This is a genomic window from Allobosea sp. GW821-FHT03A12 (assembly GCF_058986765.1).
In genome coordinates this window covers 435,833-456,901 of record NZ_JBYSVZ010000001.1, presented here as the reverse complement: position 1 = coordinate 456,901, position 21,069 = coordinate 435,833, and the positions used below count along the sequence as shown (strand labels likewise).

Sequence of the window (21,069 nt, the reverse complement as noted above, 5' to 3'; positions counted from 1 at the left end):
CTAGTCAGTCGTCAGGACCGGACGGCCCGGCCGTTCTCGTCGAACAGGTGCAGATGCTGCTGCGGGAAGGCGAGCGCGACGCTGGAGCCGCGCTGGTGCTCGCTCTGGCCGTCGAGGCGGAGCGTGACTTGCGGCAGGCCGGGCGAAGCACCGTAGAGATAGCTCTCGCCGCCGAGGCGCTCGACCAGCTCGATCGCAAGCGGCACGCCGCCACCCGGCGCAGCCAGCGAGAGGTGCTCGGGCCGGATACCGAGCGTGACCGATGCGCCGGTAGCGAGGTTCCCGGTCTGGCAGGCGACCTCGTGCCCGGCCTCGCCGAGCGCGACCGTGCCGGTCCGCGCCACCTTGCCCGGCAGCAGGTTCATGCGCGGAGAGCCGATGAAGCCGGCGACGAACAGGTTGTCCGGCCGGTTGTAGAGCTCCAGCGGCGTGCCGACCTGCTCGATCCGCCCGCCATGGAGCACGACGATGCGGTGCGCCAGCGTCATCGCCTCGACCTGGTCGTGGGTGACGTAGATCATCGTGCCGCCGATCTCGGCATGCAGCGCCGCGAGCTCCTTGCGGGTCGCGACGCGCAGTTCGGCGTCGAGATTCGAGAGCGGCTCGTCGAACAGGAAGATCTTGGGATCGCGCACGATAGCGCGGCCGATGGCGACGCGCTGGCGCTGGCCGCCGGAAAGCGCCTTGGGCTTGCGTTCGAGATAATCGGTCAGGCGCAGCGTGCCGGCGGCGCGCTTGACGCGCTTGTCGATCTCGTCGCGCTTGAAGCCCATATTCTCCAGCGCGAAGGCCATGTTCGCGTAGACGGTCATATGCGGGTAGAGCGCATAGGACTGGAACACCATGGCAAGGCCGCGCTCCGACGCCGGCAGGCCGGTGACGTCGGCGCCGTCGATCGCGATCGTGCCGCCGGTGATGCTCTCCAGCCCGGCGATCGAGCGCAGCAGCGTCGACTTCCCGCAGCCGGACGGGCCGACGAAGACGACGAACTCGCCATCGGCGACATCGAGGTCGATGCCGTGCAGCACCGTGGTCGCGCCATAGCTCTTGCGGACGCCGGAGAGGCTCAGTCCCGCCATTATTTCATTCCCGTATTGGCGATGCCGGTGGTGATGAAGCGCTGCAGGAAGACGAAGACCAGCGCGACCGGAAGCAAGGTCACCACCGTCATCGCGAGCAGGTAGTGCCACTGCGTCTGCAGCTCGCCCTGGAAGGCGTTGAGACCGATCTGCAGCGTATAGGCCTCGGTCTTGGTCAGCACCGCGAGCGGCCAGAGGAACTCGTTCCAGCGCCACATGATCGAGAAGATCGCGAGCACGGCGAGCGCCGGCATGGCCAGCGGCATGACGATGCGCCAGTAGATCTGCCACTCCGAGGCCTTGTCCATGCGCGCCGCCTCGATCAGGTCGCGCGGCAGGGTCAGCATGTACTGGCGCAGCAGGAAGACGCCGGTCGGCGTCGCCGCACCGGGCAGGATCACCGCCCAGAGCGAATTGACCAAACCGAGCTTGGTGATGACGAGATAGACCGGGACGAGGATGATCGTGATCGGGATCATCAGCGTGCCGATCACCATCAGCATCACCGCCGTCTTGCCGCGGAATTCGTAGATCGAGAGCGCATAGGCCGCCATCGAGTTGATCACCAGCGTGATCAGCGTCGCCACCGCGGTGACGAACACCGAGTTCCACAGGAAGCGCATGAAGGCGAAGCGCTCCAGCGGCTCGGTGTAGTTCTCGGTCGCGAGCTTGAACTCGCGCACGGGAACGCGCTTGTCGATCGGCACACGGATGCTCTGGCCGGGATTGGCCGGGTCGACCATCTGCGCCTGGATGCCGATGCGGCGAACCTGCGCCAGCACCCGCTTGCTGCCGTCCTCCATCGTCACTTCGAACAGCGGCAGCGGCTGCGACTGGCCCTCGACCCTGACTTCCTTCTGGGACATTGGCAGCAGCGTCGGCGGGAATTCGAGCAGGCCGGCCTGGGTCTTGAAGGAGGACAGGCCGAGCCAGAGCACCGGGCCGAACATCAGCACGACGCCGAGCGCGAGATAGGCGTAAGCCGCGATGTCGGTCCAGTGCCAGCGGCCGGGATTGCGGCGGGCCGTCGCCATGCGGGCGAGCCTGTTCATGCCGCCCCCTTGCGGCGGCTCGCCGCGAGCTGGGCCAGGGTCAGCGCGAACAGCACGACACCGAGCACGACGGAAGCGGCCGCCGCCAGGCCGAAATTCTGGACCTGATTGGCGAAGGCGGTCTCGTAGATGTAGTGCACTACCATCAGCGTCGCAGTGCCCGGTCCGCCGCCGGTCAGCACGAAGACCTCGTCGAAGGTCTGCACGCCGCGGATCAACGCCAGCACGATGACGACGATCATGTTCGGCCAAAGCAATGGCAAGGTGATGCGCCAGAACACGCGCCAGCGCGACGTCGCATCCATCTCGGCCGCTTCATAGAGATCGGCCGGGATCGCCTGCAGGCCAGCGAGCAGGATCAGCGTGTAGAAGCCCATATGGGCCCAGATCGAGACGAAGACGATCCAGAACATCGCCCAGCTCGGATCGACCAGGAACAGGATGCGCTCGCCGCCGAGCGAGGTGATCGCCGCGTTGAGCAGGCCGTCGCGCTGCAGGATCCACTTCCAGGTCAGCGCCACCACCACCGGCGAGAGCAGCACCGGGAAGAAGTAGACGGCGCGGAAGAAGCCGCGCGCCCGGATCTTCATGTTCAGCACCACCGCCGTCAGCAGCGAGAACAGCACCATCGCCGTGACCTGGAAGACGGTGAAGCGGGCGGTGTTGGAAACGCCGCGCCAGAAATGGTCCTCGCGGCAGGAGGACGGGTCGAGGAAGGAGCCGCAATCGAAGAGATAGGCGTATTGCTGCGCCCCGACGAAAGGCCGCTCCGAGGGGAACAGCCCCGCCCCGCCCGTCACCGAGAAGATGAAGTTGATGACGAGCGGCAGGAAGACGAAGAGCGAGAAGAAAGCGAGATTGGGCAGAAGGAAGACATAGGCCATCCGGCGCTCGCCGATCAGCCGCTGCAGAGCCTGCATCGGCCAGTCGATCAGGCGCATCAGCATCGCGAGCGGCGCAGCGAAGAGGCCCGCTGCGCCGGCGCGATCCGGGCTTGCCGTGGAGACGGGAGCGTCGGAGGCCATGACGGCTTACTTCTTGCGCTCGGCGATCTGCTGGGCGATGTCGGATTCGATCCGCTTGAAGGCCTCGTCGAGGCTGCCTTCGCCCGAGATCGCCTGGCCGAGCCGGCTGATGACCGCGTTGAAGATGACGCGATTGTTGACATAGCCCTGCAGCTGATAGGCGACCGGCGAGAGCTGCGCGACCTGGTCGGAGAAGACCTTGAGCGCGGCCTTGGCCGGGGCGCTGGCGCCCTTGTAGTCAAGGCCCTTGGCGGCGATGCCGAGATGGCCGGGCACGAACAGCGAGCGGGCATAGAACTCGCTCAGCACCGGCTCGCTGGCGAGATAGTCCATCACCTTGGCGACGGCTTCCGGGCTCTTCGTCGTCTTGATCGCGACGAGGCCGGCCCCGCCCGGCATGCCCGAGCAGGCGGCGGCGCCGCAGGGAGCGGGAACCGCGACCCAGTCGAAGGCGTCGCCGACCGTCTTGTCGAACTGGGCGATCTGCCAGGAGCCCGACTGGTACATCACCACCTGGGCGTTCTTGAACTCGTCATTGGCGCCGCGATAGGCCGTGCCGGAGACCGAGCCCCAGAGCTCCTTCTTCATCACGCCGTTGTTGTGCCAGTCATAGACCAGTTTGGCGCCACGCTTGAAGCCGTCGTCGATGACAGCCGGCTCGCCCTTGGCGTCGAACACCTTGGCGCCCTCGGAGATCGCGACCGAGAAGAAGCGGTGGCCGGAGCGGTCCATCGCCAGCGGGAACGGCGCCTGCACCTTGGCGGCGACATCCTTGACCGCCTTGCCCCACTCCTCCCAGGTCGCCTTGGCGCCGGGCATGGCGATGCCCGCCTGCTCGAACAGCGTCTTGTTGACGAAGGGGCCGGAGACGGTGAGCTGCGTCATGAAGCCGGTGATGGCCTTGCTGTCACCCTCCGGACGCATCCAGGGCAGGAACGGCCCGAAATTCTTCTCCCAATAGGCCGCATCCTTGAGATGCGGGCGCAGGTCGAGAGCGTAGCGGGCGATGCCGCCGAGATCGACGACGCGGGCGATGTCCGGGCCCTGGCCGGAGGCGAGCTGGACGGGGAGGTTCTCGGTGATGGCCTTGTAGGGCACCTGGTCGAGCACGACCTTGATGTCCTTGTTCTCAGCCTCGAAGCGCTTGAGCAGGTCGGTGATGACCTCGCCCTCATTGCCGTCGGAATACCAGGCGATGCGGACCGTGGTCTGGGCCTGCGCGATACCGCCCATGACGAGGCCGGCCGTCAAGGCGAGCGCCGAAATCCAATGCTTGCTGTGCATGAGCGTTCCATCCCCGCTTGAAACGACGCCTCAGGGAGCGTCTTGACATTCATTAAGGCAAACGTTTGCCTAGCTTGTCAATCCCGAAGTGAGCCGGCATCTCTTTGAGCCGACTCGCTGGGCGAGCAGCGGGGATGGAAACGCGATGAAGACCAGGGCCGCCAGGGCACATCAGGGTTCGGTATCGCTCACCACGGTCGCGGAGGATACCGGCGTCTCGATCTCGACAGTGTCGCGCATCGTCAACGGCGAGAGCGGGCGCGCATCCCCCGAAACCGTGGCGCGCGTCGAAGAGGCGATCGCGCGGCTGGGCTACCGGCCGAACCCGGTCGGCCGGGCACTGCGCCAGCGCGCCAGCCGGGTCGTGGCGATGCTCTCGCCCAATCTCGACAACCCGGCCATGGCGGCGATCGCGGTCTCGACCGAGGCGGCGCTGCGGGCGGCCGGCTATGTCATGATCCTCTGCGACACGCATGACCGCGCCGAGTTGCAGGACGACTATCTCCAGGCGATGCGCGAGCAGTTCGTAGCCGGCTATGTCATGGTCAGCGCCGTGCGCAGCCGTGGGCTTGAGGAGACTCTGCAGCGCGGCGATCCGATGGTCTTCGTCGCCCGCCACAACCCGCTCGGCGGCGGCGCCTATGTCGGGATCGACAACCGGGCCGCCGGAGCCGACGCAGCCGACTTCATGCTGGCGCGCGGCATCGAGCGCCCGGCGGTGCTGATGGCGGCCCAGAACGTCTCGAGCACGCAGGAGCGCGCCGCCGGCTTCATCGACCGCCTCGTCGAGCGCGGTGTTCCGGAAGACGCGATCCGCCGCGCCAGCGGCCCAGGCCTCTCGCATATCGAGATCGGCTATGCTGCCGCCAAGGCGCTGGTTCAGCAGGGCGGCTGGCCGCAAGGCGCGCTCTGCGTCAGCGATCTGATCGCCTATGGCGCCTATCGGCTGGCGGTCGAAAGCAATGTGCCGATCCCGCAGCGTTGCACGCTGGTCGGGGTCGACGGCAATGCGCTCAACCACTGGATCGCGCCCTGGCTGACCTCAATCCGCATCCCCTATGAGAGCTTCGGCGGGCATGTCGTCGCCCAGCTGCAATCGCTCTGGAGCGGTGAACCGACGTCAGAGGTCCGCATCCCGCATGAGCCGCCGATGGTCGGGCTCGAACAGAAGGCGACGGCATGAGCCTGCTCGATCACGAGACCCAGCCGCTGGAGCAATGGCGCGAGGGCGTTATGACGCTGATGCGCGTCTCCGCGCTGGTGCGCTCCAGCCAGCTCTGCATCTTCGAGCAGTTCTGCGACCCCGGCCTCGGCGCGCCGATCCACCTCCACGCCGTCGAGGAGGTGCTGGAAGTGATGGAAGGCGAAGCCGAGATCACGCTGCGCGGCGAAAGCCTGACCCTGCGCGCCAACCAGTCGATCGTGATCCCCGCCGGCGCGAGGCACGGCTTCCGCAATATCGGCAGCGGCATCCTCAAGGTCCGCGCCACCCTCGCTTCGCCGATCTTCGAGGCGAGCTATGACGACCGCGCCGAGCAGTCGCGGCGCTGGATACCGTGAGGCGATAAAGGAAAACCAAGATGCCGCTGACGATCGGGATGATCGCCCATGACCGCAAGAAGCCTGAGCTGGCGCAATGGGCGAGTGACCATGCCGAGCTGATCATGCGTCACCGCATCGTCGCCACCGCCACCACCGGCTCGGTGCTGAAGGAATCCATGCCCGATCTGGAGATCCGGCTGGTCAAGAGCGGCCCGCTCGGCGGCGACCAGCAGATCGGCGCGATGATCGCGCAGGGCGAGCTCGACGCACTGTTCTTCTTCCCCGACCCGCTGCAGGCGCAGCCGCACGATGTCGACGTCAAGGCGCTGCTGCGGCTGGTCCTGGTCTACGACATCCCCGCAGCCTTCAGCCCGCGCACGGCGACTGCGCTGGCGCAATCGGGCCTGCTGAAGGGTTGATAGGAACCCTCTTCCCGAAAGCCATGCTACAAATGCCTCGTCCTGCCGGAACGAGGGATGGCCGATGAGCGGAGCGCATCATGTCGTGGTGATCGGCGGCGGCTTCGCCGGATTGGAGACCGTGCATCGCCTGGCCGGCGCCGATGTCCGTATCACCATCGTCGACCGGCGCAATCACCACCTGTTCCAGCCGCTGCTCTACCAGGTCGCCACCGCCTCGCTTGCCACCTCCGAGATCGCCTGGCCAATCCGGCACCTGTTCCGCCGCCGCGGCGACGTCACCACGCTGCTGGCCGAGGTCACCGGCATCGACACGAGCCTTCGCGAGGTCGCGCTCTCGACCGGCGAGGTCCTGCATTACGATACGCTCGTCATCGCCACCGGCGCGACCCATGCCTATTTCGGCCATGACGACTGGGAGCCCTACGCACCCGGCCTGAAGACGCTGGAGGACGCGACCACGATCCGCCGCCGCATCCTCACCGCCTTCGAACGCGCCGAGGCGGAGGCCGATCCGGAACGCCGCGCGGCGCTGCTGACCTTCGTGGTCATCGGAGCCGGCCCGACCGGCGTCGAGCTCGCCGGTACCATTGCGGAGCTGGCGCACGCCACCCTGCCGAAGGAATTCCGCCGGGTCGACACCCGCACGACCCGGGTCGTGCTGGTCGAGGCCGGCCCGCGCATCCTGCCCAGCTTCGACGCTGACCTCGCAGCCTATGCCCATCACGAATTGCAGCGCATCGGCGTCGAGGTCCGCACCGGCGCGCCCGTCACCGCCTGCACGCCGGATGGCGTCGTCATCGGCGAGAAGCCCTTGCCCGCGGCGACGGTGATCTGGGCCGCGGGCGTGCGTGCCTCGCCGGCCGGTGCCTGGCTCGCTGCCCCCATGGACCGCGCCGGCCGCGTCGAGGTCGAGCCCGATCTCAGCGTGCCCGGCCACCCGGAGGTCTTCGTGATCGGCGACACCGCCATGGTCAGGGACCAGGACGGCAAGCCCGTGCCCGGCATCGCCCCCGCCGCCAAGCAGCAGGGCCGCCATGTCGCTGCGACGATCAAGCGCCGGCTCGCCGGCGACAAGGCGCCGCGCCCCTTCGCCTACAGCCATGCCGGCAGCCTCGCCACCGTCGGCAAGCGCGTCGCCATCATCGATTTCGGCCGGGTGAAGCTGAAGGGCTGGCTCGCCTGGTGGCTCTGGGGCCTGGCGCACATCTATTTCCTGATCGGCGTGCGCAACCGGCTCAGCGTTGCGCTGAGCTGGCTCTGGATCCACGCCCGCGACCAGCGCAGCGCCAGGCTGATCACCCAGCGCGACGTGAAGCGCGACAGCGCCTAGCGCCCGGTCAAATAACGCGCCAGCCCCGCCGTCGAGGCATCATGCGCCTCGGCCGGCGCCTTGCCCTCGATCACCGGCAGCAGCGCCGTCGCCAGCTCCTTGCCGAGTTCGACGCCCCATTGATCGAAGGCGTTGATGTCGAACACCGCCGCCTCGACGAAGACGCGGTGCTCATAGAGCGCGATCAGCCGCCCGAGCGTGAACGGGTCGAGCTTGCGATAGGCGATGGTCACGCTCGGCCGGTTGCCCGGGAAAACCTTGTGCGGCGCGAGGTGCTCGACCGCCTCCGGCGACAGCCCCTGCTTCGCCAGCTGTGCTCTCGCCTCCTCCAGCGTGCGGCCCTTCATCATCGCCTCGCTCTGGGCGAGGCAGTTGGCGAGCAGCAGGCGGTGCTGATGGGCAAGCTCCGGCTCGTGCCCCTCGGCCGCAATCAGGAACTCGCAGGGGATGATATCGGTGCCCTGGTGCAGCAGCTGGAAGAAGGCGTGCTGACCATTGGTGCCGGGCTCGCCCCAGACCAACGGCCCGGTCGGCCGCGTCACCGCCCCGCCCGCCTTGTGCACGCGCTTGCCGTTCGACTCCATGTCGAGCTGCTGCAGATAGGCCGGCAGCCGTGCAAGGCGCTGGTCATAGGGCAGGACCGCGCGGGCCGGATAGCCGCAGGTCTCGCGATGCCAGAGCCCGATCAGGGCGAACAGCACCGGCAGATTCTGAGCCAACGGCGCGGTACGGAAATGCTCGTCCATCGCATGCGCGCCGGCGAGGAAGGCGCGGAAATTCTCGGGACCGATCGCGATCATCACCGGCAGGCCGATCGCCGACCAGACCGAATAGCGCCCGCCGACCCAGTCCCAGAAGCCGAAGATCCGGTCCGGCTGGATGCCGAAGGCCGCGACCTTGTCGAGCGCAGTCGAGACCGCCGCGAAATGCTTGGCGACCGCGTCTTCGCCGAGCGCCCCGGCGATCCAGCGCCGTGCGGTGGCGGCATTGGTCATGGTCTCGATCGTGGTGAAGGTCTTCGACGCCACGATCACCAGCGTCCGCGCCGGATCGAGCTTTGCCAGCGTGTCGGCGATATGGGCGCCATCGACATTGGAGACGTAATGCAGGCGCGGTCCGTCATGATAGGGCGCCAGTGCCAGCGTCGCCATCACCGGCCCCAGATCGGAGCCGCCGATGCCGATATTGACGACATCGGTGAAGCGTTCCCCATTGGCAGCCGCAATCTTGCCGCTGCGAATACCTTCAGCGAAGGCGGACATCCGCTCGAGGACGGCGTTGACCTCGGGCATGACATCGACGCCGTCGACCTTGACCGGCCGGCCGGACTGGTTGCGCAGCGCCGTATGCAGCACGGCGCGCCCCTCCGTCGTGTTGATCGGCTCACCGGCGAACATCGCGTCACGCTTGGCCTCGACATCCGCCGCCCCGGCGAGCGCCAGCAGCAGCTCGATGGTTTCGGCGTTCACCGCCGTCTTGGAATAGTCGAGCAGCAGATCGTCGAGCCGGGCCGAGAAGCTGGAAAAGCGTTGCGCATCAGCGGCGAAGAGCTCGCGCAGATGCTGCGAGACGGTTCGGGTGCGATGCGCGGAAAGATCCGCCCAGGCCTTCTCCAGCACGATCATTCTCCGTGGCGATTGCGATCGGCCGCCGCAGCGACAAGCCGAGGTAGCATATCGATAGCGGCAAGGTCACGGCGGCAGCCGGGCAGGACGGATATGCAGAGGGAGGATCGTCAGCCCGAACGGGCGAGTTCCGCCCCAGCTCTACCGCTTTCGGGAGATCGACTACGACGCAGATGACGTCATGCCACCGCGCTCAGGCTGCGCGAAGGATGGCGCAAGGCCGTGTCGAACGGGTTGAGCATCGCGCCCAAGGTCGCGGCCTCGGCCTTGAGGATGGCGACGACCCCCGGCAACCGCTCCGGCCGCAGGCGATCCGCCAGCGTGCCGACGCTGAGCGCCGCGACGGCGCGCCCCTGCGCGTCGAAGACCGGCACGCCGAGGCCCGCCATGCCCGGGATCAGCCCGGTGTTGAGATTGACCCAGCCTTGTGCCCGCGCCTTCTCCAATTCGACCCGCAGCGCCGCCTCGTCGAGGAAGCCACGGTCGAGCAGGCGCGGCACGTTGAAGCGGATCACCGCCTCGCGCTCGGCCTCGGGCAGATGGGCGAGGATGGCCAGGCTCCCCTGCCCCAGCCCGAGCGGCACCTTGCCGCCGATGTCGCCGGTGAAGGAGCGGATCGGGAACGGGCCTTCGATCCGGTCGAGGCAGACCGCTTCATAGCCGTTGCGCACCAGCAGGAAGATCGTGTCGGTCAGCGTCGCCGAGAGGCGCAGCAGCACCGGCTTGGCGAGATCGCGCAGGCCGTCGGCATGGCCGGCGCGCGCCGCCAGCACGAAGAAGTCGAGCGCCAGCCGGTAGCGCTTGCCGACCTGCTCGACGAAGCCCTCGGCGGCGAGGTCCTGCAAGGCGCGATGCGCGGTCGGCTGGCTGCAGCCGGCCTGCTCGGCGAGGTCCTTCAGGCGGATGCCGCCGGCATCGGCCGCCCCGACCAGGCGCAGCAGGCCGAGCGCGCGGCGCAGGCTGGAGAGAGACTCGGCAGAATCGGTCATCCGCTCACGCTAATCCGTTCTGGGTAGCGTCGCAATAAATTTCATATGAAGGAATTTATGAGATAAAAATTCTCTCATATGGAATTATCCGTTGACGAAATTCCACCACTCCGGCTTCTGGAACGCACGAGGGCAAAAGATCCCGATGAGTGGGCGGGGCGAGCCAAGCGGGAGAGGTCATGGGCTTCCTGACGCTGGAGAAGCTGAGCAAGGTCTACGGCGATTTCGCCGCGGCTCGCGACATCGACCTCAGCATCGCCAAAGGCGAGTTCGTCTCGTTGCTCGGCCCCTCAGGCTGCGGCAAGACCACGACGCTGCAGATGATCGCCGGCCTGGTCGAGCCGACCACCGGCACGATCACGCTGGATGGCCGCGACATCACCCGCGAGACGCCCAACAAGCGCGGCCTCGGCATCGTCTTCCAGAGCTATGCGCTCTTCCCGCACATGACGGTGGCGCAGAACGTCGCCTTCGGCCTGGAGATGCGCAAGGTCGCCAAGGCCGAGCGCGACGAGCGCGTCGCGGCCATGCTCGGCCTCGTCCATCTCGGCGGCTTCGCCGAGCGCTACCCGCGCCAGCTCTCCGGCGGCCAGCGCCAGCGCGTCGCCATTGCGCGGGCCCTCGTCATCCAGCCGCCGGTGCTGCTGCTCGACGAACCCCTTTCCAATCTCGACGCGAAGCTGCGCGAGGAGATGCAGTTCGAACTGCGCCGCATCCAGCAGCGCGTCGGCACCACCACGATCATGGTGACGCACGACCAGGCCGAGGCGCTCTCGATCAGCGACCGCGTCGTCGTGATGGAGCAGGGCCGGATGACGCAGGTCGACGCGCCCTACCGGCTCTACGAAAACCCGGCGACGCCCTTCATCTCCTCCTTCGTCGGCAAGATGAACCGGCTGGAGGGCACCTGGCGCAAGGGCGCGGCGGAGATCGCCGGCATCGCTTTGCCGGCGGAGGCCAGCGGGCTCGCCGAAGGGCAGGCGATCGCACTCTCGATCCGCCCCGAGAAGCTCGCGCTTAAGGCGGCGGGCCAGGGGCGCATCGACGGCACCGTCGCCAATCGCTTCTTCCTCGGTGGCTCCTGGCTGTTCACGATCGAGACCGCGGCGGGAGCCATCCTGGTCTCGGCCCCGAACGACGGCGAGGAGCCGGCCCGCGAGGGCGCAAAGGTGTCGCTCGACTGGGCTCCAGCCAGCCTGCGCATCGAACCGCTGGCGCAGGGAGCGGCGGCATGAGCGTCGGACGCTCCGCGGCGACACCGTTCTGGCTCGCCGGACCGGGCGCGCTGCTCTTCATCGGGCTGATCATCCTGCCGCTCGTGCTGACGGTGATCCTCTCCTTCCACGTCTATGATCATTCGACCGGCATCAAGAACGAATTCACCCTCGCCCATTACGCACAGGTGCTCTCGGACGATTATTACCTCGGCATTTTCTGGCGTACGCTCAGGCTCGCGGCGCTGACCACGCTGATCTGCGTCATCATCGGCGCGCCCGAGGCCTATATCCTGTCGCGGATGCGCGATCCCTGGCGCTCGGTCTTCCTGCTGGTGATCATCGGGCCGCTGCTCGTTTCGGTCGTCGTCCGCGCCTTCGGCTGGAGCATGCTGCTCGGCTCGACCGGCCTCGTGAACCAGGCATTGCAACTGCTCGGCTTCGACAGCGTCCGCCTGCTCTATACCGAGACCGCGATCGTGATCGCGCTCGTCCACGTCATGCTGCCCTTCATGGTGATCCCGGTCTGGACCGCGCTGCAGAAGCTCGATCCGATGGTCGAGGCCGCCGCCTGGAGCCTCGGCGCCTCACGCTTCACCGCCTTGCGCCGGGTCGTGCTGCCGCAGGTCTCGCTCGGCATGCTCTCCGGCAGCCTGATCGTCTTCGGCCTCTCGGCCTCGGCCTTCGCCATTCCCGGCCTGCTCGGCGGGCGCCGGCTCAAGATGGCGGCGACGCTGGTCTACGACGAATACATGCACGAGCTGAACTGGCCGCTCGGCGCGGCCATCGCGATCATCGTCCTCGCCGCCAATCTCGTGATCATGCTGGCCTATAACCGCGCCGTCGAGACGCGCGCCCGCAAGGCCCTGGGGTAAGCGTCATGCAGAAGAACGGCCCTGTCGCGCTCCTCTTCCACACGCTGGTCGTCAGCTTCGTGCTGGCGCCGCTCTTGGTGATCTGCCTCGTCGCCTTCACCCCGGAGAACACGCTCTCGATCCCGACCACCAGCCTCTCGCTGCGCTGGTTCCGCGCGATCTTCGAGCATCCCGACTTCGTCGCCTCCTTCGTCAACAGTCTCTGGCTGGCGACGCTGGCTGCGACGCTCTCGGTCGCGATCTCGGTGCCGGCGGCGCTCGCCATCGACCGCTACGACTTCCCCGGCCGCAATGCGCTGAACGCGCTTTTCCTCTCGCCGCTGATCATCCCGCATCTCGTGCTCGGCGTCGCCTTCCTGCGCCTCTTCGCCCTGATCGGCGGCACCGGCAGCTTCGGCTGGCTGGTGGCTAGCCATGTCGTGATCATCACGCCCTATGTGCTGCGCCTCGTGATGGCCTCCTTCACCGGGCTCGACCGCTCGGCCGAGCAGGCGGCGATGACGTTAGGGGCCTCGCACTGGACGGTGTTCCAGCGCGTCACCGCACCGATGATCCTGCCCGGCATCACCGGCGGCTGGCTGCTCGCCTTCATCAACAGCTTCGACGAATTGACCATGTCGATCTTCGTGACCTCGCCGCAGACGGTGACCCTGCCGGTGCGGATGTACATGTACGCGACCGAATCCATCGATCCGATGATGGCCGCGGTCTCGGCGCTGATGATCGCGCTCACCGCCGGCGCCATGCTGGTGCTCGACCGTGCCTTCGGCCTCGACAAGATCCTGGTCGGGCAGAAGTGACATGCCGCTCCTGCATCGCCTCGTCCGGGCCGACCATCCGGCCATCCCCTTCACCCTCGACGGCGAGCCTTGCGAGGGCCGTACCGGCGACACCGTGCTGACCGCGATCCTGACCCAGGCCGAGCGTTTGCGCCTCAGCGAGTTCTCGGCCTCGCCGCGCGCCGGCTTCTGCCAGATGGGCGCCTGCCAGGATTGCTGGGTCGTGCTCGAAAGCGGCGAACGGCTGCGCGCCTGCTCGACGGCGTTGACCGCCGGCATGCGCATCCTGACCCGCCGTGCGAGGGCGGCATGAACGGGCATTCAACCAGCGAGCGCCCGCAGCCACTGATCGTCGGTGCCGGCCCGGCCGGCATCCGTGCCGCGCAGGCGCTGGTCGCGGCCGGCCTGCGCCCGCTCGTGGTCGACGAGGCGCCGGCCTGCGGCGGCCAGATCTACCGCCAGCGCCTCGTCCCGGACGGGCGTTCCACCCACGATCTCTACGGCTCGGAAGCGCAGAAGGCCGAGGCTTTGCATCGCCACTTCGCCGTGCTCGACGGCAAGCTCGACTACTGGCCGCAGGCACTGCTCTGGAACCTGCGTGACGGCCGCGCCGACATCATGGTCGAGGGCACCAGCCGGCAGGTCGCCTATGACGGGCTCCTGCTTGCGACCGGCGCGACCGATCGGATCCTGCCGATCCCGGGCTGGACCTTGCCCGGCGTCTTCACCCTGGGTGGCGCCCAGATCGCGCTGAAGAGCCAGGGCTGCGCCATCGGCTTGCGCATCGTCTTCCTCGGCTCCGGGCCGCTGCTCTATCTCGTCGCCTGGCAGTACATGAAAGCCGGCGCCAGGGTCGCGGCCGTGCTCGACACCGCGCCCTTCTCCGCCAAGTTCAACCTGCTGCGCGGCCTGCCGCTCTTCCCGGGAATCGTGCTGCGCGGCATGCGCATGACCGCCGAATTGAAGCTCGGCGGCGTCGCGCTGCATTACGGCGTCGCCGATGTCCGCATCGAGGGCAAGAACGCGGTCGAGGCGATCGCCTGGCGCCAGGACGGGCTGGAGCATCGCCTCGCCTGCGACGGCATCGGCTACGGCCTCGCCCTGCGCTCGGAGACGCAACTCGCCGACCTCGCCGGCTGCCGCTTTACCTTCAACCAGCGCGACCGCGCCGCCCTGCCCGAGCGCGATGCCGCCGGCCGCACCAGCCTGCCCGGCGTCTACCTTGCCGGCGACGGTGCCGGCATCGCCGGAGCGGACGCGGCCGAGCGCTCAGGCGAGCGTGCCGCGCTCGCTTTGCTGCAGGATCGCGGCTTGCCGCACGACGCTGCCCGCGCCGCTGCTTTGGAAGCCGAGCTCGCCCGCATCGGCCGCTTCCGCGACGTGCTGGAAGCCGCCTTCCCCTTCCCGGCGCATTGGGTGAAGGACATCGCCGACACCACCACCCTCTGCCGCTGCGAGGAGATCACGGTCGGCGAGGTCCGCGCGGCGGTCAGCCATTTCGGCGTGCATGAGCTCAACCGGCTGAAGGCGGTGAGCCGCGTCGGCATGGGCCGCTGCCAGGGCCGCATCTGCGGCGCCGCGGCCGCCGAATTGCTGGCGCATGAGACCAATCACCGCATCGACGCCGTCGGCCGCCTGCGCGGCCAGGCCCCGGTCAAGCCGGTGCCGCTGACGCTCGCGCTCGCGGCGCAGCAGGAGGCGGCGGAATGAGCCGGCGCCTTTCCGTCGACGTCGCGATCATCGGCGGCGGCCTCGTCGGCTCCTCGGCCGCGCTGGCGTTGCGCGGCATGGGCTTTTCCGTCGCCTTGCTCGACAAGGGCTTTTGCGGCGCGCAGGCCTCGGGCGTGAACTATGGCGGCGTGCGCCGCCAGGGCCGGCCGATCGAGCAATTGCCGCTGTCGCAGCGCGCCCATGCGGTCTGGCCGCGATTGAAGGCACTGATCGGGATCGACGGCGAGTTCCTGCGCTCCGGCCATCTCAAGCTCGCCCGCAACGAAGCCGACCTGGCCTCGCTCGAAACCTATGCCGAGGCCGTCGCCGAGCAGGGGCTCGACCTCGAATTGATCGGCCACAACGGCCTGCGCGAGCGCTTCGGCTGGATCGGCGACGGCGTCGTCGGCGCCTCCCTTTGTGCCGGCGACGGCCACGCCAATCCGCGCCTGGTCGCGACGGGCTTTGCTGCCGCAGCGCGCCGGGCCGGCGTCGAGGTGCTGGAGAACACGGCGGTCGAAGGCGTGGCCCGTGACGGCGAGGGCTTCGCGCTGGAAGCCGTCGGCAATCTCACGCTGCGCGCCCGCTTCGTCATCAACAGCGCCGGCGCCTGGGCCGGCCCTTTCGCTGAGAGTTTCGGCGAGCCGGTGCCGCTCTCGCGCATCTACCCGTCCATGGTCGTCACCGAGCCGATGGAGCCGGTGATGTCGGTCAATATCGGCATGGAGGGCGGCGGCATCTATGCCCGCCAGGTCGAGCGCGGCAATGTCGTGGTCGGCGGCGAGCGCGCTCTGCCATTGGCGGACATCGACTTCTCGCGGCCGCGCGGCGACGGCGCGACCGCGATCATGAACAACGCCGCTGCGCTGTTCCCGGGCCTGCGCCACGCCCAGGCGATCCGCTTCTGGAGCGGCACGGAAGGGGCGATGCCGGACAGGAACCCGGTGATCGGCTTGAGCCAGACGACGCCCGGCCTGATCCATGCCTTCGGCTTCACCGGCGCCGGCTTCCAGATCGCGCCCGGCGTCGGCGAGGTCCTCGCCGAACTCGTCCGGGACGGCGCAACCGAGACTCCGATCGAAGCGTTCTCGATCGGCCGCTTCAGCGAGACTTCCGCCCGCACCGACGCTGGCTCGGGTGCGGGGCAAAATTAAGAGCCACACAACGCAGGGGAGTTGAGACCATGACCAGCTATCGCACCATCTTGGCAGCCGGCGTCGCCGCTATGGCGCTCGCCGCTTCCGGCAGCGCCTTCGCCCAGTCGAAGACGCTCTATGTCGGCATGAACGGCGGCAATTTCGAGCGCGCCTTCACGCAAGCCGTCTTCCCGGATTTCGAGAAGGCCAACGACGTCAAGGTCGTGGTCGTGCCCGGCACCTCCTCGGACATCCTCGCCAAGGCGACCGCGGCCAAGGACAAGCCGCAGATGCACGTCATGTTCCTCGATGACGGCGTCATGGTCCGCGCCATCGGCGCCGGCCTCTGCGAGAAGCTGAAGCCCGGTCCCGAGCTCGCCGATCTCACGCCCGGCTCGCGCATGAAGGATGACATGGCGGTTGGCATCGACCTCGGCATGACCGGGCTCGGCTACAACAAGAAGCTGTTCGACGAGAAGGGCTGGCCGGCGCCAACCTCGTGGATGGACCTCGCCGACCCCAAGTACAAGGGCAAGGTCGTGTTCCAGTCGGCCTCCGCCTCCTCCTTCGGCCTCCATGCCTTCCTGATGTTCAACCGCATCCAGGGCGGCACCGAGGCCAATGTCGAGCCGGGCTTCACCAAATTCCGCGACACGATCGGCAAGAACGTGCTCGAATTCATCCCGAGCTCGGCCAAGATCGCCGAGATGGCCCAGACCGGCGAGGCCGCGATCTTCCCGCTGACGCCGACCGGCATCGCGACGCTGAAGGAGAAGGGCATCGGCGTCGAATATGCCCAGCCCAAGGAAGGCTCGGTCGTGCTGATGGTCGCCCAATGCGTCATCGCCAACAATTCCGAGCCGGAGCTGGCGCAGAAGCTCGCTGCCTATCTGCTCTCGCCGGAGGCCCAGTCCAAGGCGCTCGCCGCCGGCAACATCGTGCCCTCGAACACCAAGGCCAAGGCCACGACGCCCGAGGCCGAAAAGAAGCTCGAAGCCTTCCACGCCAACATGAAGACAGCGGTCACCCTCGACTGGGACCAGATCAACGCCAAGCGGCCGGAGTGGAACAGCCGCTGGAACAAGATGATCGAGCGCTGAGCTTCGTCCGAACCATCGACACCGCCGTGCAGAAGTGCGGCGGTGTTTTCTCACAATGCCTTGCCGTATAGCCGGATCAGATCTGCACCAATCGGAACCGGTTTGACAGAAAGCCCCGCCCCGCTACATTCCTGCAATCGATTACATCGCCAGTTCGGCGATCGATTGTGAGCTCCGGCAAGGAGCCGCGCTATCGGGAGGGTCGCGATGAAGACGATGAAGGGTCCGGGGCTCTTTCTCGCCCAGTTCGCCGGCGACGAAGCGCCGTTCAACTCGCTCGACGCGATCGGCCGCTGGGCCGCCTCGCTCGGCTATAAGGGCGTGCAGATCCCGAGCTGGGATGCCCGCTTGTTCGACCTCGCCAGGGCCGCCGAATCCGACGCCTATTGCGACGAGGTCAAGGGCACGCTCGACCAATACGGTCTCTCGATCACCGAACTCTCGACCCATCTCCAGGGCCAGCTCGTCGCCGTCCATCCGGCCTTCGACGAGGCCTTCGACGGCTTCGCCGTCCCCGCCGTGCGTGGCAATCCGAAGGCGCGGCAGGAATGGGCGGTCGCGCAGATGAAGCTCGGGGCGAAAGCCTCGCGCCGGCTCGATCTCACGGCCAATGTCAGCTTCACCGGCGCGCTCGCCTGGCCCTTCGTCTATCCTTGGCCACAGCGCCCGGCCGGGCTGGTCGAGACCGCCTTCGCGGAACTCGGCAAGCGCTGGCGCCCGATCCTCGACGCTTATGACGAGGCCGGCGTGGACCTCTGCTACGAGATCCATCCCGGCGAGGACGTCCATGACGGGGCGACCTTCGAGCGCTTCGTCGACGCGGTCGGCGGCCATGCCCGCGCCTGCATCAACTACGACCCCAGCCATTTCCTGCTGCAGCAGCTCGACTATCTCGCCTTCATCGACCTCTACCATGAGCGCATCAAGGCCTTCCATGTGAAGGATGCCGAGTTCAACCCGAATGGGCGCGTCGGCGTCTATGGCGGTTACGAACCCTGGATTGACCGCGCCGGTCGCTTCCGCTCGCTCGGCGACGGCCAGGTCGATTTCGGCGGCATCTTCTCGAAGCTGGCGCAGTACGACTACGATTCCTGGGCGGTGCTCGAATGGGAATGCGCCCTGAAGCACCCCGAGGACGGCGCGCGCGAGGGGGCGGAATTCATCGCCGCCCACATCATCCGCGTCACCGAGAAAGCCTTCGACGACTTCGCCGCGGGGGGCACCGACGAGGCAGCCAACCGGCGCATGCTCGGGCTCGGCTGAAGGAGACGCCCATGGCGATCGAAGCTTCGACGACGCAAAAACTGAATCGCCGCCTGCGGCTCGGCATGGTCGGCGGCGGGCGCGGCGCCTTCATCGGGGCGGTGCATCGCATCGCCGCCCGGCTCGACGATCGCTGGCAGTTCGTCGCCGGTGCGCTCTCCTCCGATCCCGAACGCGGGCGTTTCTCGGGCGAAGACCTGCTGCTCGATCCCACCCGCCTCTATGCCGATGCCACGGAGATGGCGAAGCGCGAGAAGCGCCGCAAGGACGGCATCGATGCGGTCGCGATCGTCACGCCGAACCATGCCCATGCGGCGGCGGCCAAGGCCTTCCTCAAGGCCGGCATCCATGTGATCTGCGACAAGCCGCTGACGACGAGCCTGCGCGAGGCCGAAGCCCTCGCGAAGCTGGCGAAGGAGAGCGGACTGATCTTCGCGGTCACCCACAACTACACCGGCTACCCGCTGGTCCGGCAGGCTCGCGCCATGGTCGCCGAGGGCGCAATCGGAAAACTGCGGGTCGTCCAGGTTGAATATGCGCAGGACTGGCTTGCCACGAAGCTCGAGGAGAGCGGCCAGAAGCAGGCCGAGTGGCGCACCGACCCGGCGCGGTCCGGCCCGGCCGGCGCGATCGGCGATATCGGCAGCCATGCCTTCAACCTCGCCGAATTCATTGCCGGCGAGGAGGTCGAGGCACTCGCTGCCGAAGCGCATGTCTTCGTCGAAGGCCGCCGGCTCGACGACAACGCCCATATGCTGCTGCGCTTCAGGGGCGGCGCGCGCGGCATGCTCTGGTGCAGCCAGGTCGCGGCCGGCCAGGAGAACGGCCTGCGCATCCGCCTCTATGGCGAGAAGGGCGGGCTCGAATGGCAGCAGGAGAACCCCAACCTCCTGATCCACTCGCCGCTCGGCGAGCCGCCGCGGCTGATCCGCCGGAATGGCGCTGGCGCCTATCCGGTCGCGAACGCCGCCTCGCGTATCCCAGCCGGCCATCCCGAGGGCTATCTCGAATGCTTCGCCCAGCTCTACGCCGATATTGCCGAGCAGATTGCCGCCCGGATCGAACACCGCGAACCTGCCCCGTTCTCGACGCTGGTGCCGACCGTCGTCGAGGGCGTGCGCGGCGTTCGCTTCATCGAGGCCGCCGTGAGATCCTCGGCCAAGGGAGCACGGTGGCTGGAGCTCTGACGCCGCGCAAAACGAAAGCGCGGCCCGAAGGCCGCGCTTCCAGGAATCGCACCGGAACCGATCAATCGATGATCTGGACGATCCGGCGCGTCTTCGGCTCGACGATCACCGTGCGGTCGTTGACCATCGTGTAGCGATAGCCCGCCCGCGCGCCGTATTCGCGCGGAACCTCGCGATAGGTGACGCCGCGCGTCGGCAGCACCGTGCCGACCTCGAGCGGTTCCTCATAGGCGTAGGACGGCACGCGGTGCTGGACCACATACTGGCGGAAGCGCGGCTGGGTGTTGTCGCCGATGATCGCACCGGCGACCGCGCCGCCAACGCCACCGACCACCGCACCTACAGGCCCGCCGACCACTGCGCCGCCGACCGCACCGGCTGCGGCACCACCGGCCGCACCGCCCTCGGCGCCGCGCGGATTCTGCTGCGCCATGGCAGCGGTGGAGAACGCGACGATGGCCGTCGCGAGGACAAGTTTCTTCATCATCTGAAATCCTCCTTCCGATGAGAGAACTCTCTCGGCAAACCGCTCATTCCCTGTGTGGTTCCGCAGAAAACGCGTCGTCATGAGGATGCCCTGACTTCGCCGGAAAACCGCCGGCGGGTTGTCTCCTTGCCGCCATGCGGCGCATAAGGACGGGCGCTCGAACGGCAGGGAGAGATCATGGAATTCCGCCCCGATATCGGCCAGCTCTCGCCGACCGTGCGCGAGCATCTGGCACCGGCCAACCTGCTGCGCGCCGGCATCAACCTCTCGAACTTCCTGCTGGTCTCCAGCCGCAGCCCGCAGGGCGAGCCGCAAGGCGTCTCGCCCGACATGGCCCGCGCCCTCGCCGACCTTCTCGGCACCGGCCTGCGCTATGTGCCCTATGAGAATCCCGGGCTGCTCGCCGATGCCGCGCCCTGCGACGAATGGGATGTCGGGCTGATCGGCGCCGAGCCGCAGCGGGCCGAGGCGATCAGCTTCACGCCGGCTTATGCCGAGATCGAGGCGACCTATCTGGTCCGCGAGGGCTCACCGCTGCGCGAGATCGCCGATGTCGATGCGCAGGGCGTCCGGATCGCCGTCAGCGGCCGCGCCGCCTATGGCCTCTGGCTCGACCGCAATATCCGCAAGGCCGAGCTCGTCCGCTCCGGCTCGCTCGACGATTCCGCTGCTGACTATGTCGCCAAGGAGCTCGATGCGCTGGCGGGCCTGCGGCCGCGCCTGCTCAAGGATGTCGTGGCGATCCCCGGCACGCGCATCCTCGATGGCCACTTCATGACCGTGCAGCAGGCAATCGGCGTCCCCAAGGCCAAGGCCGAGGCAGCCGACTACCTGGCGAAATTCGTCGCAGCGGCGAAAGAATCGGGCTTCGTCGCCGCGCTGATCGCCAAGCACGGCGTGCAGGGGCTGAGCGTCGCGCGCTGATGTCAGCCGTCATTCTCGGACGGAGCGCAGCGGAGATGCGAGAATC

At 67.7% G+C, this 21,069-nt stretch carries 21 protein-coding genes; 14 read left to right on the top strand and 7 right to left on the bottom strand.

Translation table 11 applies throughout. The features are described from left to right. Positions 1–11 precede the first annotated feature (11 nt). The 4 genes from AC3WLC_RS02200 to AC3WLC_RS02185 are packed head-to-tail and all read right to left on the bottom strand — an operon-like array spanning position 12 to position 4,440. A complete protein-coding gene (locus AC3WLC_RS02200; protein WP_493682298.1) occupies positions 12–1,079 on the bottom strand; it encodes an ABC transporter ATP-binding protein in 1,068 nt (355 codons plus the stop codon). Then, positions 1,079–2,131 (bottom strand): carbohydrate ABC transporter permease, encoded by a 1,053-nt coding sequence (locus AC3WLC_RS02195; RefSeq protein WP_493682297.1) that lies wholly within the window; start codon positions 2,129–2,131, stop codon positions 1,079–1,081. Before AC3WLC_RS02195 ends, AC3WLC_RS02200 begins: the two co-directional genes overlap by 1 nt. Further along, entirely contained in the window at positions 2,128–3,156 is a 1,029-nt protein-coding gene (locus AC3WLC_RS02190; RefSeq protein WP_493682296.1) for a carbohydrate ABC transporter permease, read from the bottom strand. The genes AC3WLC_RS02195 and AC3WLC_RS02190 overlap by 4 nt, the downstream gene beginning before the upstream one ends. Before the next feature lie 6 nt (positions 3,157–3,162). Next, positions 3,163–4,440 (bottom strand): ABC transporter substrate-binding protein, encoded by a 1,278-nt coding sequence (locus AC3WLC_RS02185; protein ID WP_493682295.1) that lies wholly within the window; start codon positions 4,438–4,440, stop codon positions 3,163–3,165. Positions 4,441–4,585: 145 nt separating this feature from the next. On the opposite strand from AC3WLC_RS02185, the gene AC3WLC_RS02180 reads away from it, so the two are divergent. The 4 genes from AC3WLC_RS02180 to AC3WLC_RS02165 all read left to right on the top strand — a co-directional run bounded on the left by AC3WLC_RS02180 (position 4,586) and on the right by AC3WLC_RS02165 (position 7,734). After that, complete coding sequence (locus AC3WLC_RS02180; RefSeq protein WP_493682294.1) at positions 4,586–5,623, top strand: LacI family DNA-binding transcriptional regulator; 1,038 nt, start codon at positions 4,586–4,588, stop codon at positions 5,621–5,623. Beyond that, positions 5,620–6,000 (top strand): cupin domain-containing protein, encoded by a 381-nt coding sequence (locus tag AC3WLC_RS02175; protein ID WP_493682293.1) that lies wholly within the window; start codon positions 5,620–5,622, stop codon positions 5,998–6,000. The genes AC3WLC_RS02180 and AC3WLC_RS02175 overlap by 4 nt, the downstream gene beginning before the upstream one ends. A 20-nt stretch (positions 6,001–6,020) precedes the next feature. Next, on the top strand, positions 6,021–6,401 hold the full coding sequence (locus AC3WLC_RS02170) for a methylglyoxal synthase (RefSeq protein ID WP_493682292.1): 381 nt from the start codon (positions 6,021–6,023) through the stop codon (positions 6,399–6,401). A 64-nt stretch (positions 6,402–6,465) separates the two neighbouring features. After that, the gene (locus AC3WLC_RS02165; protein ID WP_493682291.1) at positions 6,466–7,734 is read left to right on the top strand and encodes an NAD(P)/FAD-dependent oxidoreductase; all 1,269 of its coding nucleotides are present in this window, start codon (positions 6,466–6,468) and stop codon (positions 7,732–7,734) included. Here the strand turns inward: AC3WLC_RS02165 and pgi are convergent. Next, positions 7,731–9,353, bottom strand: a complete 1,623-nt coding sequence (gene pgi, locus AC3WLC_RS02160; RefSeq protein WP_493682290.1) for a glucose-6-phosphate isomerase — start codon at positions 9,351–9,353, stop codon at positions 7,731–7,733. The genes AC3WLC_RS02165 and pgi overlap by 4 nt on opposite strands. Positions 9,354–9,538: 185 nt before the next feature. Next, positions 9,539–10,348 carry an IclR family transcriptional regulator gene (locus tag AC3WLC_RS02155; RefSeq protein ID WP_493682289.1) on the bottom strand — a complete coding sequence of 270 codons (810 nt, stop codon included), beginning with the start codon at positions 10,346–10,348 and terminating at the stop codon, positions 9,539–9,541. 179 nt (positions 10,349–10,527) lie between these two features. Here AC3WLC_RS02155 and AC3WLC_RS02150 point away from each other — a divergent pair, with 179 nt between their 5' ends. From AC3WLC_RS02150 to AC3WLC_RS02110, 9 genes are all read left to right on the top strand, one after another. After that, positions 10,528–11,583, top strand: coding sequence for an ABC transporter ATP-binding protein (locus AC3WLC_RS02150; RefSeq protein WP_493682288.1), 1,056 nt, complete (start codon positions 10,528–10,530; stop codon positions 11,581–11,583). Continuing rightward, positions 11,580–12,437 (top strand): ABC transporter permease, encoded by an 858-nt coding sequence (locus AC3WLC_RS02145; protein ID WP_493682287.1) that lies wholly within the window; start codon positions 11,580–11,582, stop codon positions 12,435–12,437. Before AC3WLC_RS02150 ends, AC3WLC_RS02145 begins: the two co-directional genes overlap by 4 nt. A 5-nt stretch (positions 12,438–12,442) precedes the next feature. Next, positions 12,443–13,237 (top strand): ABC transporter permease, encoded by a 795-nt coding sequence (locus AC3WLC_RS02140; RefSeq protein ID WP_493682286.1) that lies wholly within the window; start codon positions 12,443–12,445, stop codon positions 13,235–13,237. 1 nt (position 13,238) lies between these two features. Further along, on the top strand, positions 13,239–13,529 hold the full coding sequence (locus AC3WLC_RS02135; RefSeq protein ID WP_493682285.1) for a (2Fe-2S)-binding protein: 291 nt from the start codon (positions 13,239–13,241) through the stop codon (positions 13,527–13,529). Next, on the top strand, positions 13,526–14,926 hold the full coding sequence (locus tag AC3WLC_RS02130; RefSeq protein ID WP_493682284.1) for an FAD/NAD(P)-dependent oxidoreductase: 1,401 nt from the start codon (positions 13,526–13,528) through the stop codon (positions 14,924–14,926). Before AC3WLC_RS02135 ends, AC3WLC_RS02130 begins: the two co-directional genes overlap by 4 nt. After that, positions 14,923–16,080 carry an NAD(P)/FAD-dependent oxidoreductase gene (locus tag AC3WLC_RS02125; protein ID WP_493682283.1) on the top strand — a complete coding sequence of 386 codons (1,158 nt, stop codon included), beginning with the start codon at positions 14,923–14,925 and terminating at the stop codon, positions 16,078–16,080. The genes AC3WLC_RS02130 and AC3WLC_RS02125 overlap by 4 nt, the downstream gene beginning before the upstream one ends. Positions 16,081–16,151: 71 nt before the next feature. Further along, entirely contained in the window at positions 16,152–17,162 is a 1,011-nt protein-coding gene (locus AC3WLC_RS02120; RefSeq protein WP_493683119.1) for an ABC transporter substrate-binding protein, read from the top strand. A 207-nt stretch (positions 17,163–17,369) separates the two neighbouring features. Continuing rightward, the gene (locus tag AC3WLC_RS02115; protein WP_493682282.1) at positions 17,370–18,425 is read left to right on the top strand and encodes a sugar phosphate isomerase/epimerase family protein; all 1,056 of its coding nucleotides are present in this window, start codon (positions 17,370–17,372) and stop codon (positions 18,423–18,425) included. Positions 18,426–18,436: 11 nt separating this feature from the next. Further along, positions 18,437–19,612, top strand: coding sequence for a Gfo/Idh/MocA family protein (locus AC3WLC_RS02110; RefSeq protein WP_493682281.1), 1,176 nt, complete (start codon positions 18,437–18,439; stop codon positions 19,610–19,612). Between the two features lie 61 nt (positions 19,613–19,673). Here the strand turns inward: AC3WLC_RS02110 and AC3WLC_RS02105 are convergent, their stop codons facing one another. Next, positions 19,674–20,099 carry a DUF1236 domain-containing protein gene (locus AC3WLC_RS02105; protein ID WP_493682280.1) on the bottom strand — a complete coding sequence of 142 codons (426 nt, stop codon included), beginning with the start codon at positions 20,097–20,099 and terminating at the stop codon, positions 19,674–19,676. Between the two features lie 177 nt (positions 20,100–20,276). Here AC3WLC_RS02105 and AC3WLC_RS02100 point away from each other — a divergent pair, with 177 nt between their 5' ends. Beyond that, positions 20,277–21,023, top strand: coding sequence for a transporter substrate-binding domain-containing protein (locus AC3WLC_RS02100; RefSeq protein ID WP_493682278.1), 747 nt, complete (start codon positions 20,277–20,279; stop codon positions 21,021–21,023). Positions 21,024–21,069: the final 46 nt, after the last annotated feature.